Here is a 19,590-nt window from a genome sequence, read left to right as displayed (position 1 = left end):
CATACGTTCTTATTCTACTTCCAGCGTAATTTTACTTCCTGCTCCCATTGGCTCTGCTGGGGTAACAATCAATCTTCGTGGCATGCGTAATTTCAATTCAGGTACGTGACTGATTAATCCAATGGTAAAATGGTCCATCCGTAATTTTTCTAACGCATCTAGCACGATCTCTAACAGTTCCGAATCTAATGTGCCGAATCCCTCGTCCAGGAAGAAAAATTCCAGGCGACCGCCACGCATTTGGATTTCTACCGATAATGCCAGAGCCAACGCCAGTGAAGTAAGGAACGTTTCTCCACCAGATAATGTCTGTACAGGACGCTTCATTCCACCTGCTGCTTCATCACGCAAGACGAACTCTCCACCGTCTCCGATTTCTAGTGCATATCTACCCTTTGTCATACGAGCTAAATGATACGAGGCATCTCTGGCGATGGTTGTCATTTTCTCCTCGGCAATATATTGGACAAATGCCTTACCTTCAAAAAGCTTCCGTAGTTCATCCAATCTGCTTTGTTCGTCGGTAACCTCTGTCATTTCTTGTGTCATAGACTGCCAGCGTTCATGGTTTTTCTCTAGCTGCATAACCTTTTCTCTCGCAAGGGTACTGCTCTCTCTGATTTGTGTCAGCGCTTCTTCGTCTCCTGTGCAAACGATTAGCAACTCCTGCCACTCTTCTTCCTTGACTTCCCGCCCGTCCAGACGTTCTTCCAACCGTGTCAGTGCATACCTTACTTCTGTCAATTGTGTCATATATGCTTCTACATCAGCTTTGAATGTAGTAAGTTGTGGTCTCAAATTATAGTAAGCTTGTACGCTATTACGATCGACTAGCCTTGCTTCTGCTAACGCCTGCTCCATTTCAGCTTCTGCCTCTTTGGTTTGTCTGCCCAAGCGTCCGTATGTTTCTTCTAGTGCAACGGCTGTCTCCATGATTTGTTGTCGTTCTAAAGCAACCTGATGCATCTCTTTTTCAGCCTGCTCTGAGCGCTGATGCAGATCAGCAATCGCCTCATTCACCTTTTTCAACAGCACCTCAGCCGACTCTCCACCTGTACGTTTTTGCCATTGTTCCTGCTTCTTGGTCCACTGCTCTTTACGATCTAGCACTTTTTCTTGCAAGGCAATACTTTGAGCCTGTAAATGAGACCATTCTTCCTTCTTAGTCTGGATGAGAGCTTGCAGCTCTTGATGACGTTGCTCCTGCGCAAGACGCAGACGACGTAATTCCTCTTGACGTTGCTCCAGTTGCTCCATGTTGTGAAACAGACTTTCAATCTGCTCTATACCAATTTCGCCACGTGCTTGATTAAGCTTATTACTTGCCTGGAGGGCTGATTGTCGGGACATCTCTAATCTGGTAGCTATGCTCTCACCTTGCTCACGCTGTCCCTCTGCCCAGCTCTTCCATTTTTCCCACTCTGCTTTTTTCTCCAGCTCATCGTCACGTTTGTGGCGAAGCTCTTTCTGTTTTTCCTCCATTTTTTTGGAGTGACGTGTGCGTAACTCTGTCTGTTCCCTCACCTGCTGGTCACACTGTTTATAGGCAATGCCAAGTCCTTCAATAGAGGAAACACGCCATTCTTCCCCTAGTTCATGTAACTGGCTAAGTATCTCTTGTTTACGCGTAACCAGCCCTGCCTGCTCTTCCTGTAGCATCTCTTTTCTCTGTCCGATTTGTGCGAGATCCACTTTTGCCTTCTGCACATCTTCACTTGCTGTCCGAAGAATTTTTTCCGCCTCTATCAGAGCTTGCTCCAGCTTCTCCTTCTCTAGCGTCAGCTCTTTTTCCTCATTCTCCACATTCCCAATTGGCTGTGTATCCTCATGTTGTTCCTCGGATAAAGGATGGTGCAAGGACCCACAGACAGGACATTCGTGATCAGGCTGCAACTCATTACGTAGCGCATGTGCCATGTTTGCTTTTTGCCAGCTGTTCCATCTCACTGTCCAAGCATCTTGCTGTTCTTTACAAGCATTGCGATTAGCTTCTGCCTGTACTGCACTTGTCTCTTTCCCCGTTGTAATCTGGATAGCTGTATGAAGGAGCTTTTCTGTATCAATCCAGCGTACATCCCAATCTGTCTTTGCCTTGACCTGATCGCGCCATTCTTTTCCAATACCCATTACTTTGACCAGGGTTTCCCTTGCCTGACCCGTTTCCTCTTCACTCCAAAAATCAAGCTTCGTGAGCTGCACGATCTCTTGCTCCAGCTCGTTTCTTAGCCCGGTTGCTCCAGCAAATGCCACTTCATGCTGAGCAAGAGCTTTCAATCCCTGATTCAGCTTTTCCTGACTTTCCTGCCATTCTTTCTCTGTTTCCTGCAACCGAGTGTTTTCCTGATCACATAGCTGCTTCGCCTGCAACATAGTGCGAATCGATTTTCTCTCTTCCACACTCATTGCAGATTGGTGCCATTCCTCATCTAATTTATTCAGGACAGCTGTTGCCTCTAGTCGTTCCTGCTCCAGCTTTTTGTACTCTTGATCTGCCTGGTTCAACTTCTGTTGTAACAGATTTTGTTCGTTCTGTACCTGCTGAAGCTGAGAAGAAAGCTGAGCCATTTCCCGCTCCCATTCCAGTGCCTGCGTCCATTCACTTTTCCGCTCTAAGTGTATTGGCTCTTCCTGGCGTAGCTTAGACTTCGCTTCAAGAGATGTTCGCTCTACCAGTTCCCATTTTTCCTGGACCTGCTTTCTCTCTTCCCTCGTTCTGAGCAACCGCCCTTCCGTCTCCTGCCATTCCTGCTGCAATTGAATCTCCCTGCTAAAAAACGGCCAGAGTGCTAGACTTGTTTCAATATTGGCTATCTCATGCTTACGTGCAATCATTTCCTCTTCACGCTCGGAAAGCAGGTTCAATTGGCTTTGGACGTCATTTCGCTCCATTTGCCATTGTCTGATCTGTTCCCACTCTTTTTTACGAAGTGTTAGTGCTTCAAAACGAACCGTTATTTCCTGTATCTGGTTCTCCAACTGTTCTGCCTCGTTCTGAGCCTGTTCCAACGCTTCCTGACTCGCATCTCCTAAACGAGCCTGTTCCACTTCCAATTGGTGAATGGTCTGCTTGTTACGCTCCAATTGGCCTTTCACTTTTTGCATGAGCTTTTCCCCGTATTCATGCAGGTGAAAAATCCGTTGCAGCATCTCGTTTCTTTCACTGCCTTTTAGGGTCAGGAACTTGGAGAACTGTCCTTGTGGCAAGACTACTGCTCGGGTAAAATCATGGATGGTCAGCCCTATCAACTGCTCGATCATTGCTGTTGCCGCTGTTGCTTTCGATTCCAGCACCTGATCCGGGATGTCTTCTACCTTACTTCGTTCAATCAGTCGTACCTCTGGTTGCTTTCTATTTCCACCCTTGGTCAGGCCGAATTCTCGTTCAATCGTGTATCTCGTGCGATTTTGCTCTTGTCCCAGTTCAAATGTAAACGAGACATACAGCGTAGATTCCAGTTGGTTTAAGACCTCCTGCGGGTGTGATCCCCCACCAGTCCGTACCACCTGTCCGTATAACGCTAGGGTAATCGCATCGAGAATACTCGATTTCCCGCTCCCAGTGGGTCCAAAAATCCCGAATAATCCCGCTTCACATAAAGTCTCAAAATCTATTTCCTGCAATTCCCGATAACTGTTTAATCCAGACATTTTTAGTTCAATCGGTCTCATTCGTCCCTTCCTCCTTCTGACTCTTTCTCTTCTACCGACATGAGTCTGGAAAAAAGCTGAATGACAGTATCGTCTGGTGTAGTTCCTCGTTTTCGTTCATAAAAGTTACAAAACAGCTGAACAGGACCTAACTCCTCCCGCTTTTCCTGCTCTGTTACTTGTTCTGTTTCCAAAGCGATACGTACCCGCTGGACTTTAACAAACTGATCACTTAATTTGCGAATTCGCTGAAACTCAGCCGGGTCAATGGTATCCGTAACGTGTATCTCTAAATCAATCCACGCGTTAGCATCCTTTCCTTCCGCTAACCATTCCTCTACTTGAGCTATACCTTGAGTCGCCTTCCAACGTGCCAGTGGGCGACCGCTTTGCAAATAAATGATTTCCTCTTTCTTTTCTTCTCCCGGAACAATCTCGATCAATACTACTGCCTTGCTTTGTCCCGCTTCAGAAAAACTATAAGCAAGAGGCGATCCGCTATATCGAATGAGCGGGGAATCTGATAATTTTTGCAAGCGGTGTAAGTGGCCTAGCGCCACATAATCAGCCTTTTTGGGAAAAGCATGAAGGGAAACCGTGTGCGTTCCTCCAATCTGAATCGGACGCTCTGAATCACTTTCACTTCCTCCCATGGCAAATAAATGACTGGTCACCAGATTGACCGTGTCATCACGAAAATGTCCTTCCAGGTCGTCAAACAACCCTTTTATCCGTTCACTAAACGCTTCCTGCATTTGTTCCTGACTTAAGCTCTCACTAATCAGTTCTTTTAACCGTGCTTCTGAAGGGTATGGCAACGCTAAAATAACAGCGTGATGCTCTACACCGGGAATAGCCATCTCCAACCACGCTTGTCCCGCTTTCATGATTCTTACTTTATCTATTGATGCATGCGCTTCACTGATAAATGGGGTTTCTTTAGGTAGCCCAAGCAAAACGATGCCATGCTTTGTCGCTAACGGTGATGCCGCTCTTACTCGCTCTGGCTGATCATGATTCCCCGCAATCACAACCACTCCACGTCTCCCCTCATCAGAAAGACGTTCCAAGGCATGATAAAATAATTCCTCTGCCCACGCAGGCGGATTAACAGAATCATAGATATCTCCAGCTATCAATACCAGATCCACCTGCTTCTCTGTCGCAATTTGACATAATTCTTCTACAAAGGCTTCCTGTTCTGTCCGTCTATCCCGACCTTCGAGCAGTCTCCCGAAATGCCAGTCAGCAGTATGTAAAATACGCATGCTTCCACCTCAATCGATCATTTGTTCTATTTTCATTGTACCAGATGGCGGCAACTGCTTCGACCTGGTTCCAGCATGAAAGTTTTGGTTCATGATATCTTGTAGCTATGTTATACATAGAATAGAGAATAGAAAAAATTATCAAAAAAAGGAGTTTGACGCCAAACGTGAATACTTATCCTGTTCTCATTACAAAACGACTCATGCTCCTCCATCTTTCCATGCATCATGTGGACGATTTATTTGAGATATTTTCCAATGAAAAAACAACGGACCATGTTCCCCGTGAAGTCCATGTATCAAAATCAGAAACCGTCTCGTATCTGGAAAAAAAGCTTGCCGATTCCGTTGAGGGTAAATCCTTTATCTGGGCGGTATCATTAAAAGAGACTGGGAAAATAATCGGAGTCGCTGGCATGTTTAACTACTCTCTAAAAGATCGGAGCGCGTCGCTTGGTTCTGTCATCAATCCCGAATATCGCGGTAACGGATATATCTCGGAAGCGTTCAAAGAAATCATACGGTATGCTTTTACAGAACTGGGCCTTGCCCGTATTGAGGGAAAATGTGAATCAAGTAATCATGCTTCCGAGCGTCTCATTCATAAATTAGGTATGGTACATGAAGGGACCCTTCGAAAAAACATTCTCATCAAAGGAACATTACGTGACACCAAAATTTATTCCATATTACAAGAAGAGTACAAGGATTTTTGAAGTTCGTCTTGATCCTACTTCAGTGGAGAAAACCAGCTTCTCTTTTCACCCTTCGCTTAGGGTCTTCGCCCCGCAAGGGGTTAAACTGTCCGCTACGTACTAATCGTCGGGGAAGCTCTCAACGATGTATTCACTGTAAGACTTGCTGGGGTTCGCTTCTTTTTCCCGATGAATAATACTCCGCTGGGTCGGGCTTCGCCAAGACGCTCTGTGTGAAAAGAGAAGCTGGTTTTTCATGTCTTTGGTTTTGATTCTAGCTTTTTTATCGTCTACAACACTTGGCAGAAGAAGCACATTTTTTGTTCAGAACTATTTAAGGTCCAACCTAGCTACACAGCAAAGAGTGCGGATTAAAAAGTGCAACCCATGAGACACTTCGTAGAATGGCTTCTTTTTGCACTTTCCGCACTCTTTACTGTGTAGCGGAGAGTATTCGCTCCCTTGCGGGACCTTAACGAGTTCGTAAGCAAAAAATGTGCTTCTTCTGCGCGACCACTACAGTAGTCAATTAAAGTCCACAAAAAGAGGACCTCTATAGTTGAGGTCCTCATCCTATTCACGGTTTCTTTAATGTTTGCAACCCTAAATAGGTCAGTATACCAAATAAGATTGTAATGATTGCAGAGTGTATAAGAGTCGCATAGAGTTGCAGTTTCGCAAAAACAACCAGCCCTCCGCTAAAAATCTGTAAAATGACAAGAATCAGACATAACAGACTACAAATATACATGTCTCGTCTCGACTCTTTATAATGGCGTACTACATGAATGAACAGTATGATAATAAAAACCAATAAGAGTGCAGCTGCCACACGATGCATAAACTGGATTCCAGTCTGACCCGTTAGTGGAGGAATGATCTCCCCATTACAAAGTGGCCAATCCGTACATCCCATGCTTGATCCTGTATGACGCACGTACGCACCCAGATAAATAACACCGTAAGCGTACACGCAGATAAATAGTACAAAATTTCGAAACCCTTTTGATACAGAGGCCTTCACTAGCGATTTCATCTTATCCTTCAACATCACATACATGGTGAGCATGAAGACACCGCTATAAGCAAGTAGTGAAAATCCAAAGTGCAGCGCTAGTACTGGGGATGATTGTGGAGAGATAACAGCAGAAGCTCCAAGTGCAGATTCAACCAAAATAAAACTAATTCCAAGTAAAGCTAACCCCAGAACTTCCCTATTCTTTTTGTATATCTTAATGGCATATAAAGAAAAAGCAATGACAACAATCCCCGCCACACCTGTAGTAAGACGGTGAGTATACTCAACTATTGAATCAAATGCATAGGACGGTACCCATTTTCCATTGCACAATGGCCAATCATTACCACAGCCTAGCCCCGAATCCGTTTTTGTTACGAGTGACCCGGCTATCATCACGATAAACATGAATACTGTGGAGGCAATCGCTAAACGCTTTACATTATTCTCCATTCGTATACCTCTTTTGTATTTTACAAAACTTTTCTGAATAAAAAGACACACTATCTTAACAGTAAAGAAACATCCCCTGCTTGGCAAGAGGATGTTCCCTGACAAATGTGTTGCAGAATTGGTAAAAATCCAAAATCTTGGTTTTTCGATTAGATAGCACTAATAATCATGGCTGCACACATTACTGTCAAGTAAATGAGTGAGTATCCAAACAGTTTTCTCGCCCAGGCGATATCATCCTTGGTGTTAAATCCTTGCAAAAGCAATACGATGTACACAATTCCAAGGATAGCAGCCACTATGAAATAAAAGATTCCTACATTCCCATACAAGAAAAGAAAGAGTGATGCAGGAAGAAGTGCTGCACCCCAGAAAAACATCTGGCGTTTCGTTTCATAGAAGCCACGAACAACTGGTAACATCGGAATGCCACCTGCACGATAATCCTCTACTTTCAGCATCGCTAACGCTAAAAAGTGTGGCGACTGCCATAAGAAAACAATTAAGAAAAGAATCCATGCACCTAATGGAAGATCATTACTTACCGCAGCCCACCCGATTAACGGTGGCATCGCTCCAGAAACAGCACCAACTACTGTATTTAAGGAACTAATGCGTTTCATAGGAGTGTAGATTAACACGTAAAAAATATGTCCAATCAATGCACAAACGGCAGCTAACGAATTGGAGGTGAAGTTCAGAAGAGTTAATCCAATAAGTAATAAGACGATACCGTAGACCAATGCTGTTGTGGGATGAATCACTCCCGTTACAAGAGCACGATTTTTCGTACGTCCCATCTTGGAATCAAGGTCCCGATCAATATAATTATTTAGAACCGCTCCAGAACCAATCACAAGGGAAGTACCAACCAAGGTATAAATCGTCAACAGAAAATTAAAATTCTCAAAACCCTTCGAAGCAAGCCATATTCCGGCAAATGCTGTCAGCAGGTTGGAAATGATTATACCTGGTTTAGCTAGTTGTACAAAATCAGATAATGTGGCAGATCGTCGTTGCTCTTCAATGTTTAGGTCATCCATATCCTCAAGGAATGAGGTTCTAGCGTCTTTTAAGCCCACCTCATGTTCCATATTTATGCTCCTTCCCAATATTGAATTTGTTCGTTGAAATTGATCTATTTTCCATAGCAAATTAGTACTGATGGAGAAGATTTATTCAGTTCCAAAATCACACTATCATCAGAATGTGAAAAATCTTACATAATAAGTCTAGTCGAGTTCATTGTAGCTAAAGTCGTATCTTTCAGTCAACTCAAGAAAAGTAATTATATTCATTTCTGCACATTGCTTTTTCTTGGAATCTAATGTGTCAGCTACCAAACATAAAAAATTTTAATCTAACATTCATTACATTTTACAATTTCATACAATAAAGGAAATTCTCATGATATAATAGTACTCAAGCACAATAGTGAATCCATTCGGTGAGGTTGGCCATATTCCCCAAAGAAGGGGGGTGGGCATATGTCAGTTTATGAAGGCTTGTCGTTGATGATCACGTTTGGGTCACTCATCATAGCCTTACTGACCGCCTCTGCCAAAAGGAAATGACCACCACTCTGTCTGAAGATACAGAGCAGTGGTCATGGTGTACCAAACGGCCGCCCCATCAGGACGACTATTGGCTGTATTACCGCAGGTGATTGCCGCACCTGCGGTTTTTTATTTTACATATCATAACTTTGTCATATCCTGTCGAAACAGGTTTTTATTCCCAACAATTCATATGTTATCACAAAAGATTCAGGAGATGAAACCCCTTTTTCAGTTTTTTGTGACAACATTTTAACTACTTGTCCTACTTGGAGCGTTTTCGACTGACTTCTATAACACCGTTTCTAAAATCGTCATCTACTTCAATTAGTTCTATCATTAATCCTACTTCCGGTAAAACTTTTCCTACTTCTGGCAGACCAGGCATCGTAAAGTCATCCTTATCGCGGAATAAGGTGACACCTTTTTCTGATCTTCCCGTTAATGTCCCGAAAATATAATTAAGGCTCAAGCTTCTCGTTTTTTTAGGACTGAATGCGGCATCCCTCACTTGGTAACGGGAGTCAGCAGGTAAATCCTCATTTCCATTCCAATAAGCAACTTTTTGATGAGAATCAACTACTCCAAGCATTCCATATCCTGGATGATTACTTGTATTGTTATCTTCATTTCTGCCGTATCCGCCATCGTAATACCAAATCACCATACCTGGATCATAAGTAAAGTACGTATCACCACGACGGAAATATTTCAGTCCCGCGTCTACACCTTTATGGGAACGAAGCTCTACCAGATAAAAAGCAGGATATTCCTTACCCGTTCCATCAAAAACAGAAAATCCATCTGTTTCAAAAAGCGAATCCCTTTCAACATCGTCTTTAAATATTTCTTGTCCATCAGCCGTTACAACAATGTTATCCAAATAAACACCTTCATGCGCCACCGCTACATCTGTATAGTAGGTAAATTCGAGCACAAGCTTCTTCCCTGCGTAGTCGGACAGATCAAACTCTTCCTCTACCCACTCATCAGTTACATCACTCCAGGTTGAAAGCTCTTCAACTTCATCTGCTTCAACATCAATGACATCTAGGTAAAGAAAATCGTAGCCTTCCTCAATGTCTCTCCAGCTGTCGAATGTTAACGTTGCTGAGTTTGCGTTTGTTAAGTCAATCTCTTTAGAGATCATGCTTGTAGTAATGCTATTTCCCATATCAGAATAATACGACTTTTTACCGATTGGTTTTGTTCCGGGCTCAACCTCTACGTCAGGCATGTTAATTTTTAATAATTTCCCGTACGCATCTTTATCAACTGCATGATTTAGTTCAAATTGTCTTGCCTTCTTGGTATCTCTGAAATTAATTACTTTTGGATCAACCCAATTGCCACCATATAATTCTTGCAATACCATCTTAGACCACGGGTCAAAACCAGTTGGTTGCGTTTGGAATACATAGCCGGTATGACTTCCAGATGACATCAGCGACCATGCGCCTACAGGAGAGTCATAGTTATTATCATTGGATGAAGTATCGTATAAATCAGGTAATCCTAAATTATGCCCGTACTCATGACTAAACACGCCGGATGCTCCATCTTCTGGCTGAATCATATAATCATAGGCAAGTAAACTAGTTCCAGGTATTTCGACTGGCTCTTCCAACGTCCAGCGGTGAGACCAGATCGCATCATCGTTTTCCCCAGTTTCTTCACCAATTCCAGCATGAACAACCATCAGATTATCAAGGTATCCATCTGGCTCATTTAAATCTCCATCCCCGTCCATGTCATATGGGTCACGTTGATCGTACAGATCTTCCTTGCCTTCTATCAGTTTACCCACTTGCTCCAAGGTCTCAATAACAAGTTCTCGTGGATTAGAATCATCACCCTTGTAATTTTCACCGTAGTAGCTAAAAGATTTCTTAGCTACTTGCCAAGGAGTTACTACCCCATCAACTGACCATGTGCCACCTGATTGTTCTTCAAATAATTGACGCATGGTAGTCATTTCTACCCCGTCTGGCAGCGTATACTCAGAAGGAGAAAATAACATTTTTTCATAATGCTCTTCGTTAAAATCTGATAGCCAAATGGAGTCACTTTGCTTCTCAATTTGATTACGCGGTAAGTCAGGAAACTCAATCAGACTTACTACAATGTTATCCGTAAACGGATCATCCTTGGAACGTTTTTTACCATCTGAATATTCCGCCACTTTCGCCACTGCTTCTTCTTGCGCTACTTCCTGACTCATTCTCATTTTGGCACCAAATGTAGTGGATGTGTCATTACCTTGAGGTACTTTTTTGTTAGCAAGGTAATCATCTAGTGCTGCTTGTAGTTTTTCTCCCTCAGCATCTTCATCAATGATGCCGCGAGCTTTTAGATTTTTTGCCAAGCGTTCCAAGTTAATGGTAGCCTTATCGACAGAATGATTGTTCGAATCCTTTTTCTCGCCTCGCTTCGATTTCTTTTGCTTTTTCTCACGTTCCTTCTTTAACTCGTTTCCTGTCTTTGCTTCCCCCAGCTCTGGTGCCACTGTAACTGAGCCTGCTACGAGAGCCGTGATTAGAAACAATGACATTACTTTACTTTTTCTCATATTCTACTCTTCCTTTCCCCCCACTATTTCCTAAAAATAAAAACTAAAAACTTGCTATTTTTCTCATTTTTCACAAAATTATATTTTATTTTACCATATTTTCTCTTATTTAAAATAATATTAATCGAAAAAAAAGGAGTGTTTCCTTTGGATACCAATCAAGTCCTTAAACTGTTGTGTCATGCAAGCACCTTTTTTATGCCTATTCTCATTCCTCTGATTGTATGGATTCTAGCAGTTGACACCATAGTGAAAAACGTAGCCCTACAAGCCCTTCTCTTTCACATTCTGATAAGTATCCTGATCTTCCTTTCCGCCCTGTTCTCCTTTATTCTCATCGGAATCCCCTTTCTTATCTTTTTCAGTCTTGCCGCAATCATCTGTCCCATTATGGGGATATGGTATTCGATTGAGGGAAGAACGTACAATTATCCAATAATAAGCCGTATGATTCGATCCTAAAAAAATGGAAAGCCAGTACCTCAATACTGCCTGAGATCACTGGCTTTTGTGTTGTTATTATTTCAAGATTTCCTTTGCTTCTTTTCGTAATTCTTCTGAGATCGTTAGTCCAAAGGTTTGAACTGCCTTCTCATTAATCGTAAGCTCAGTATCTTTTCCAATTTCTACTGGTGTATCAGCAACTTTTTGACCCTTAAGGATACGGGCGATCATATCCCCAGTCTGCTTGCCCATTTTGTAGTAATCAATACCGTAAGTGGCTACCGCTCCCTTTTGAACAGAACCGGTATCGGATGCAAAAACAGGTACTTTCACCTTCTCTGCAACACTTAGCACACCTTCAATAGCAGAAACAACAGTATTGTCAATTGGGATGAAAATCACATCTACCTTTTTCGCTAGCAAGGATTGGGCTCCTAATTGCACTTCGGTCTGAGCACTTATTCCTGCTTCTTCAATTGTAATTCCCATTGACTGTGCAGCCTTTTTCAAATCTTCCACTTGCACCTGGGCATTGATTTCTGAGGTGGTATAGATAACTCCTACCTTTTTCAATTCGGGCATAAATTTTTTAATAAGTTCTAATTGCGTTTCCATAGACATTTTGTCAGAGGTTCCCGTGATGTTCTTATCCGGTTTTTCCATGCTTGTTACCAGTCCTGCTGCAACCGGATCTGTAACCGTACTAAAAACGAGTGGGACATCTGTGATCGACTTAGCTGCTGCTTGTGCAGATGGGGTTGCAATGGCGACGACCAAATCTTTTTTGTCTCCGGCAAAGTTCTGAGCAATGGTAATCGTGTTATTCATTTCAGCGTTGGCATTTTTCAGATCAATTTCGATCTGCTCACCATCCTTGAACCCGTTATCTGCCAGACCATCAACGATTCCCTTTTGCACGGCATCAAGTGACGGATGCTGGACGAATTGGGATATCCCGATTTTAAATACCTTTGTTTCTGGCTGTTTAGTAGGTTCAGTCGTTGCTGGTGCTGGTGTTGCTGAGGTACTTGGTGCAGACTGCTGCGCACCACAAGCTGCTAATGAAAACGTCATTCCTAAAGCTAGTAAAAGTCCTAATCCTTTTCTCATCTCTACTCTCCCCCATACTCTCTCTCACTCATCTTATCTCTCTATCGCCTTACAAAATATTTCTTTTGTATACAATAGCCCATTTTGAATAAACTGTAAATGTTAATTTCAAATAATTCTAATTACTGAAAACTTTGCACAAAGCTTCATAATCTTTTTCATAACTGACTAGAGATTGTTATATTTTTCTATATGTTTTTTAAAATACGCAGGCTGCCAGGCTTGCATAATCGGTGTTCGCGAAAATGTATATAAAGCAAGCGCTACCCAAATGCAGGCGAAGCTTAATATGTGACTATTCGTGAATGATTCCTTATATAAAAGCACACCTATTGCTAACTGTATCGTAGGTGCGAGATATTGGATGAAGCCCATCATGGAGAGTGGGATTCTTCGTGCTGCAGAAGCAAATGCCAGTAGTGGCAAACCCGTCGCTATACCTGAGGCAATTAATAAAACATCTGTCCATATGCTTACTTCACCAATAGATCCTGTTCCTTGGCTCTGCAAAAAGATTATGTAGACAAGCGAAATAGGAGCTACCGGTATAGTCTCCAGCGTAAGAGACGTAATGGAATCTGTTTGAATTAGTTTTTTCACAACACCATAAATGCCAAAGGTCAGTGCGAGAGAGAGTGAAATCCACGGAAACTGTCCGAAGTTGGTTGCCATCCAGAGAACTCCAACAGCTGCAAACACTAGCGAAACAATCTGCCAAAAATCTAGCCTCTCCCTAAAAAAGAGCATACCAAGCGCCACATTAAGAAGCGGATTGATATAATAACCAAGACTCGTTTCCACGATATGACCAGAATTAACTGCCCATATGAAAATGATCCAGTTTGCGCTAATCAAAATTGACGCAATCATAAAAAGCAGCAAGCTCTTTGGATTTTTTAAAAACCCCACCACCTGCTTACTATGCTTACTTGCAAACACCAATATTATTGCAAAAATAAACGACCAGAAGATGCGATGTGCCAAAATCTCATCGGACGGGATGTAACTAAGACTTTTCCAATAAATCGGTAAGAACCCCCACATTCCATATGCAGCTATTGCATACAGAATCCCTAATCTTTGCTCACTCCGCATGATCTCCCCATCTCTTTTCTTATAGAATTGCTCCTAATCATACAAGAATATTTTGATTTTTAAAAGGAATTGTTCCCTTCATTTACACTTTCTCCCGCTAAAAAAATTGTCTTCTTCCAGCCATAGTGGAGAAAACCAGCTTCTTCTGCCTGCCACTATAGTAGAAATTATATGTAAGTCTTAATACAAAAAAAAGAGGGCGAGCCACTGGGGCTCGCCTAAAGTAAAAGTATAAAGGGAAGGTTCGGTTAACTAATGAAGGTGTTACTTTGAATCTTGTTGCAGATATGCTTACACGCCTTTGAAAGCTTTACGGTAGATCTCAGCCAATTCACTAACAAGGGGCATTTTTGGATTAGCTGTTGTACATTGGTCTTCAAAGGCTAGTAATGCCAAACGGTCAACTTGTGCTTCAAAGTGCTCTTTGGATACGCCATTCGCTTCAATACTCATTGGGATATCCAATTCTTTTGCCAAGCGAATTACTTCTTTAATCAGGCTCTCTACGCCTTCTTCAGTCGTTTTTGCTGGCAGATTCAACAAGCGAGCGATGTCTGCATAACGCTCATGCGCTACGAAACGTCCATATCTCGGGAATGAAGCAAATTTATTAGGCACAGTCGCATTATAACGAATGACGTGTGGCATCAGGATCGTATTGGAGCGACCATGTGGAATATGGAATTCCGCACCCAGTTTATGCGCCAAGCTGTGGTTGATTCCAAGGAAAGCATTGGCAAACGCCATACCAGCCATGCAAGAAGCGTGATGTACTTTCTCACGAGCAACTGCGTCAGAACCATCCTTGTAAGCGCGTGGCAGATATTCAGAGATCAATTGGATTGCTTTTAGAGCTAAACCATCTGTGAAGTCATTAGCCATTACAGATACATAGGCTTCCATCGCATGAGTCAGAACGTCCATACCTGTATCAGCAGTGATTGCTTTTGGTACAGTCATTACAAACTGTGGATCAAGAATAACTACGTCAGGAGTCAATTCATAGTCAGCGATTGGGTACTTCAGGTTTTTCTCTTTATCAGTGATTACAGCAAACGGTGTAACCTCAGAACCTGTACCAGATGTAGTTGGAATCGCTACGAACTGAGCCAGACGTCCCAATTTAGGGAATTTGTATACACGTTTGCGGATATCTAAGAATTTTTGACGCAGGTTAGAGAACTCTTCATTTGGATATTCATAGAACAGCCACATTGCTTTCGCTGCGTCCATTGCGGAACCCCCACCAAGTGCGATGATTACATCTGGTTGGAATTGCGCCATCAATTCTGTACCTTTTTGTACAGTAGTTGTAGATGGATCAGGTTCTACCTGATCAAATACTTTGCAATGTACATATTGAGAGCGAGCGCGAAGGTTATCCAATACTTTATCAACATAACCTAATTTCACCATCGCTGGGTCCGTTACGATAACTGCTTTCGAAATGTTTTCCATGGATTGCAAGTACTGAATGCAATCTTTGTACATGTAGATTTTTTCTGGAATCTTGAACCATTGCATGTTCACGCGTCGCTTCGCCACCTTTTTGACGTTGATCATATGCACTGCACTAACGTTGGTAGAGATGGAGTTACGTCCATAAGAACCGCAACCAAGAGTTAGAGATGGAATCATTTCGTTGTAAAGGTCACCAATCGCACCTTGGGAAGATGGAGAGTTAACAACGATACGGCAAGCTTTCATGCGTTTTCCGTATGCTTCGATCAAGTCATCATTTTCAGTGTGAATAACCGCTGTGTGACCAAGTCCGCCGAATTCCAGCATTTCTTCTGCACGCTTGAATCCTTCATCAGAGTTTTTCACTTTGTAGCAAGCAAGTACTGGACTCAGTTTTTCACGGGATAGTGGATGATCTGGACCTACACCAGTTAATTCTGCTACCAAAATTTTAGTATCTTCAGGTACTTTAACCCCTGCAAGCTTAGCGATTTCATAAGCTGGTTTACCTACTATAGTAGGGTTAACTGCACATTTATTTTCGTCAATTACCAATTTCTCAACTTTTGCTTTTTCATCTGGAGTTAAGAAGTGGCATTTGCTAGCTATCATTAGTTTTTTAGCACGGTCATAGATTTGTTCATCGAAGATTACTGCTTGCTCAGAAGCACAAATCATACCATTATCAAATGATTTAGATAGAATCAGGTCAGTTACTGCACGTTCTAGTTGAGCTGTTTTTTCGATGTAGCAAGGTACGTTACCAGGACCTACACCAAGTGCTGGTTTACCAGTGCTGTATGCGGATTTAACCATCGCAGATCCACCTGTTGCCAGAACTAGAGCAGTACCTGGGTGGTTCATCAATTGTTTTGTTCCTTCTAGAGATGGTTTTTCAACCCATTGAATACAATGTTCAGGAGCGCCTGCTTTTACTGCTGCTTCATAAAGAACGCGAGCTGCTGCCGCACTGCTGTTTTGAGCAGATGGATGGAAAGCGAAAATGATTGGGTTTCTAGTTTTAATAGAGATAAGTGCTTTAAACATGGTAGTGGAAGTTGGGTTTGTAACAGGCGTTACCCCAGCAATTACACCAATTGGTTCTGCAATTTCCATCAAACCGTTTTGTTCATCAACATTAATAACGCCAACTGTTTTATTCTTTTTAATGCTGTTATAGATATATTCAGTAGCGAAAATGTTTTTAATCATCTTGTCTTCAAAAACACCTCGACCAGTTTCTTCATGTGCATGTTTTGCTAATTCAATATGTTTGTCGAGACCTGCCAATGCCATCGCTTTGATAATCTGATCAATTTGTTCTTGATCATAATTCGCAAATTCTTGAAGTGCTTGATTCCCTTTGGAAACTAGACTGTCGATTTCCTGTTTAACAATCTCTTCCTCAGTTAATACCTGCATCTGTGTTTCTTTGGCCATGGTTACGCTTCCTCCTTTAACATATGAACCCTTTTTCTCTAACTACCAGCTATTTGTGAATTATTTCACATGAGTACTCAAAAAAAACTTCATCACAAGAAGCTGCCCCCCAATTTTCGTTTATCATTTCTGATAATCCATTGAAGCTGTGAGACAACAAACCATTTACTGATAGTAACTAAGTCGGCATTTCTTTAAAACTTTGTAGTAAACTTGAATCATGTTTTCTACACTTCCAATCTTATACCACGCAAAATTGATTGCATATGATAATAATCACATATAATAAAAAATAATGTTACCTATTTTTTCTTGCAATAAAAGAGTTGTTCATTTTTAACACTTTGCGCCTTTTTCCTGCTTACACGTCACCCTCTGCATTTGTTATGCTACTACTATAGGAAACAGCATACTATACAAGTCTTTTTTCAAGGCTCACATAAAGGAGTGGCTTTCATTATGAAAATAACAATTACACCACAGGCCCTCTCATGGTTTAAGAAAGACTGGGGATTTGCACATGGTGATTTTGTGCGTTTCTTCGTCCGCTATGGAGGTGGTACCAGCTTACATACCAGTTATTCCATGGGCGTTATGAAAGCTGATCCGAAAGAGATAGCCGTATCTGTACTAGCAGATGATATTACATTCTTCTTTGAACAAGATGATCTCTGGTTTGTAGAAGGAAAAAACATGAAGGTCGACTTCGATGCAGAAAAAGAAGAGATTACCTTCCATTTTGATTAACATAAGTTTTTAAAAAAAGCAGGCTTGTGGTGAACAAAAAATTACCATAGCCTGCTTTTTTTTGATCTCTACCTTAGCTATTCTTAGCTAGGTGGAGAGCGATCAATGGTTGTATACTGTAACTCATATTTTTGCAGACATAGATAAGTAATTCAATCTTTGTTAAATGTAAATCTCCATTTTTTTGAATAGTTCTTTTACAGATTCATGTACATTATCGCGGTATTATTGGCAAAAGTACCGCTGATGGATATTGATGATTGTGATAAATCGTCTGATCGGCAACAATCATCCTGCTACCGTGTCCCAAATGTTCACCCGTATTTAGATTTCGATCGTATTTCGGGAATGCACTGGAGGCTACCTCAATTCGAATCTGGTGTCCTTTTTTAAATACATGACAAGTATTCCAGCAGTCCACCGTATATTCATATACCTTGTCAGGTTCAATTAGCTCTGGATGCTCCATTCCCTTCCGAAAGCGTGCCCGCACCATTCCATCCGTCAGTCGCTGCACTACTCCGTTTGGCCATACATCAAGTAACTTGACCATATAATCGGTATCTGTTGCACTAGAAGCAGCAAACAGCTGCATTTTGATTGGACCTGTTACTTCGACATCCTCTGTCAGTACTTCTGTTGAATATACAAGAACATCATCCCGACGCTCTATCGCTGAATAATCATCTGGTCCCCCAATCTGTGATGAGGTGGCTTCAGTAATAAAAGGAACGGGATTAGCTGGATCATACTGATATCGGTCTACCTCGGCTTCTCCATTCTCTGCGTCAGGTAGTTCTCTAGACAACCATCCATCTCCGAATTTGCTATTTGCTTTTCCTTTGCTGTGCAGATAGAATTTTTGCCAATTTGTCCGGGCAAGCGGCCACTCCTGTTCTTTGCGCCACACATTCTCCCCCATTATGAAAATATCTACTGGAGGCTCTTCCATAAGATCATTCTCTTCTTTTTTCAACCAGTAATCAAAGAAACGAAGCTGATATCCTTCCAGATCAATCAGTGCATCAGGACCAAATTCTGTATCCCCCACTTTGGTGGAAGCGTTGATCTGATGTCCCCACGGGCCCATTAGTAGCTTTTGACTCGCTCTTGTTTGCTCACTAGCCCCATGCTGGGTCACTCCATGAAAATTAAGCGGTGTTCCAATTTGTTCATCATCATACCAACCGGAAATATGTAAGATAGGCAAATCTATCTGATCGAATTTGTCCTGGTAGGATATTTGTTTCCACCAGTCATCCAATCTATCGTGCTCGCATTCTTCCTCCCAAAGAGGAAACTTTTTACCTACCTGCTCTCCCATAGAGGAGAGTGGAAGCTGTTCATAAATCTTTTCCCAATCGATCACATCTACATTTTGCATCATTCGTCCACTTACCATATGGAGCCAGCAAATATGATGGGGAGTAGGAACGCCAGTAGGCCACTCTACGAACGGATCAGATGGGGTGACCGAGCATATCATGGCTTTTAGATGAGGAGGCTTTTGCAGAGCAGTTAACCACTGAATTCTACCCAGATATGACCCACCCATTGTTCCTACAGCACCATTACACCAAGGCTGGTTCGCCATCCATTCAATGCTGTCGTATCCATCTATCCCTTCATTTCGATAAGGAATGAACTCTCCATCAGAATCACCTCTTCCCCTAACGTCCATGTACATGACAGCATATCCTTGCTCGGCATATAACGAGGCTCTTTTATGGATAAATGTCTGTCCCTTAAGGTATGGGGTTCTTACAACAATAGCAGGATAGGTTTCCTCTCCCTCAGGTCGATAAATATCAGCAGACAAGGTAATACCATCTCTCATCGGTACACGTACATCACGATCAATTCGAACCTTGTGTTTAGGACTGTGGTTAGCCATTCTCTTACCTCCGTTTTCTGATTTTTCTTTATATTTGCTGATTCTATTATAGCCAATCTACTTACGAATGTATTTGAAACTTTTGCAAATAAAAAAGATCGTTTTCTTCCTACTGTCGGGGAGAAAACCAGCTTTTTTATTTGTCTACCGCCCGTTGCAGAAGAAGCTCAGTTTTTGTCCAGAACTATTTAA

Annotated in this window: 13 protein-coding genes; 4 read left to right on the top strand and 9 right to left on the bottom strand. The window is 42.1% G+C overall.

Annotated elements, in window-relative coordinates; all coding sequences use genetic code 11:
* Window positions 1-9 precede the first annotated feature (9 nt).
* Together LM917_RS06480 and LM917_RS06475 are read right to left on the bottom strand one after the other, a co-directional pair.
* Complete coding sequence (locus LM917_RS06480; RefSeq protein WP_232696677.1) at window positions 10-3,669, bottom strand: AAA family ATPase; 3,660 nt, start codon at window positions 3,667-3,669, stop codon at window positions 10-12.
* A complete protein-coding gene (locus LM917_RS06475; RefSeq protein ID WP_232696676.1) occupies window positions 3,666-4,916 on the bottom strand; it encodes an exonuclease SbcCD subunit D in 1,251 nt (416 codons plus the stop codon). Before LM917_RS06475 ends, LM917_RS06480 begins: the two co-directional genes overlap by 4 nt.
* Before the next feature lie 167 nt (window positions 4,917-5,083).
* On the opposite strand from LM917_RS06475, the gene LM917_RS06470 reads away from it, so the two are divergent.
* Window positions 5,084-5,632 (top strand): GNAT family N-acetyltransferase, encoded by a 549-nt coding sequence (locus LM917_RS06470; protein ID WP_309241936.1) that lies wholly within the window; start codon window positions 5,084-5,086, stop codon window positions 5,630-5,632.
* 556 nt (window positions 5,633-6,188) lie between these two features.
* Here LM917_RS06470 and LM917_RS06465 read toward each other — a convergent pair.
* Complete coding sequence (locus LM917_RS06465; RefSeq protein ID WP_232696675.1) at window positions 6,189-7,082, bottom strand: COX15/CtaA family protein; 894 nt, start codon at window positions 7,080-7,082, stop codon at window positions 6,189-6,191.
* Window positions 7,083-7,231: 149 nt separating this feature from the next.
* A complete protein-coding gene (gene cyoE / locus LM917_RS06460) occupies window positions 7,232-8,176 on the bottom strand; it encodes a heme o synthase (RefSeq protein ID WP_232696674.1) in 945 nt (314 codons plus the stop codon).
* 393 nt (window positions 8,177-8,569) lie between these two features.
* On the opposite strand from cyoE, the gene LM917_RS06455 reads away from it, so the two are divergent.
* Entirely contained in the window at window positions 8,570-8,656 is an 87-nt protein-coding gene (locus tag LM917_RS06455; RefSeq protein WP_255667972.1) for a putative holin-like toxin, read from the top strand.
* A 247-nt stretch (window positions 8,657-8,903) separates the two neighbouring features.
* On the opposite strand, the gene LM917_RS06450 is transcribed toward LM917_RS06455, so the two are convergent.
* The gene (locus LM917_RS06450; protein WP_232696673.1) at window positions 8,904-11,207 is read right to left on the bottom strand and encodes an immune inhibitor A domain-containing protein; all 2,304 of its coding nucleotides are present in this window, start codon (window positions 11,205-11,207) and stop codon (window positions 8,904-8,906) included.
* 147 nt (window positions 11,208-11,354) lie between these two features.
* Here LM917_RS06450 and LM917_RS06445 point away from each other — a divergent pair, with 147 nt between their 5' ends.
* Entirely contained in the window at window positions 11,355-11,669 is a 315-nt protein-coding gene (locus LM917_RS06445; protein ID WP_232696672.1) for a DUF4870 domain-containing protein, read from the top strand.
* 57 nt (window positions 11,670-11,726) lie between these two features.
* On the opposite strand, the gene LM917_RS06440 is transcribed toward LM917_RS06445, so the two are convergent.
* The 3 genes from LM917_RS06440 to adhE all read right to left on the bottom strand — a co-directional run bounded on the left by LM917_RS06440 (window position 11,727) and on the right by adhE (window position 16,757).
* Window positions 11,727-12,761, bottom strand: a complete 1,035-nt coding sequence (locus LM917_RS06440) for an ABC transporter substrate-binding protein (protein WP_232696671.1) — start codon at window positions 12,759-12,761, stop codon at window positions 11,727-11,729.
* A gap of 168 nt (window positions 12,762-12,929) precedes the next feature.
* Window positions 12,930-13,856 (bottom strand): EamA family transporter RarD, encoded by a 927-nt coding sequence (gene rarD, locus LM917_RS06435; RefSeq protein WP_232696670.1) that lies wholly within the window; start codon window positions 13,854-13,856, stop codon window positions 12,930-12,932.
* A 291-nt stretch (window positions 13,857-14,147) separates the two neighbouring features.
* Window positions 14,148-16,757, bottom strand: coding sequence for a bifunctional acetaldehyde-CoA/alcohol dehydrogenase (gene adhE / locus LM917_RS06430; protein ID WP_232696669.1), 2,610 nt, complete (start codon window positions 16,755-16,757; stop codon window positions 14,148-14,150).
* Between the two features lie 459 nt (window positions 16,758-17,216).
* Between adhE and LM917_RS06425 the strand changes: the two genes are divergently transcribed.
* Window positions 17,217-17,504 (top strand): HesB/YadR/YfhF family protein, encoded by a 288-nt coding sequence (locus tag LM917_RS06425; RefSeq protein ID WP_232696668.1) that lies wholly within the window; start codon window positions 17,217-17,219, stop codon window positions 17,502-17,504.
* A gap of 214 nt (window positions 17,505-17,718) precedes the next feature.
* Here LM917_RS06425 and LM917_RS06420 read toward each other — a convergent pair whose 3' ends face one another.
* On the bottom strand, window positions 17,719-19,398 hold the full coding sequence (locus LM917_RS06420) for a CocE/NonD family hydrolase (RefSeq protein WP_232696667.1): 1,680 nt from the start codon (window positions 19,396-19,398) through the stop codon (window positions 17,719-17,721).
* Between the last annotated feature and the right edge of the window lie 192 nt (window positions 19,399-19,590).

The sequence above is a fragment of the Brevibacillus daliensis genome, from assembly GCF_021245735.1.
GTDB lineage: Bacteria > Bacillota > Bacilli > Brevibacillales > Brevibacillaceae > Brevibacillus_B > Brevibacillus_B daliensis.
This window is presented reverse-complemented; position numbering and strand designations above follow the sequence as displayed.

What these genes read in the sequence shown, in the direction of transcription:
- LM917_RS06480 (WP_232696677.1), bottom strand. Translation starts at nt 3,669, where the DNA reads ATGAGACCGATTGAACTAAAAATGTCTGGATTAAACAGTTATCGGGAA.
- LM917_RS06475 (WP_232696676.1), bottom strand. Translation starts at nt 4,916, where the DNA reads ATGCGTATTTTACATACTGCTGACTGGCATTTCGGGAGACTGCTCGAA.
- LM917_RS06465 (WP_232696675.1), bottom strand. Translation starts at nt 7,082, where the DNA reads ATGGAGAATAATGTAAAGCGTTTAGCGATTGCCTCCACAGTATTCATG.
- cyoE (WP_232696674.1), bottom strand. Translation starts at nt 8,176, where the DNA reads ATGGAACATGAGGTGGGCTTAAAAGACGCTAGAACCTCATTCCTTGAG.
- LM917_RS06455 (WP_255667972.1), top strand. Translation starts at nt 8,570, where the DNA reads ATGTCAGTTTATGAAGGCTTGTCGTTGATGATCACGTTTGGGTCACTC.
- LM917_RS06450 (WP_232696673.1), bottom strand. Translation starts at nt 11,207, where the DNA reads ATGAGAAAAAGTAAAGTAATGTCATTGTTTCTAATCACGGCTCTCGTA.
- LM917_RS06440 (WP_232696671.1), bottom strand. Translation starts at nt 12,761, where the DNA reads ATGAGAAAAGGATTAGGACTTTTACTAGCTTTAGGAATGACGTTTTCA.
- rarD (WP_232696670.1), bottom strand. Translation starts at nt 13,856, where the DNA reads ATGCGGAGTGAGCAAAGATTAGGGATTCTGTATGCAATAGCTGCATAT.
- adhE (WP_232696669.1), bottom strand. Translation starts at nt 16,757, where the DNA reads ATGGCCAAAGAAACACAGATGCAGGTATTAACTGAGGAAGAGATTGTT.
- LM917_RS06425 (WP_232696668.1), top strand. Translation starts at nt 17,217, where the DNA reads ATGAAAATAACAATTACACCACAGGCCCTCTCATGGTTTAAGAAAGAC.
- LM917_RS06420 (WP_232696667.1), bottom strand. Translation starts at nt 19,398, where the DNA reads ATGGCTAACCACAGTCCTAAACACAAGGTTCGAATTGATCGTGATGTA.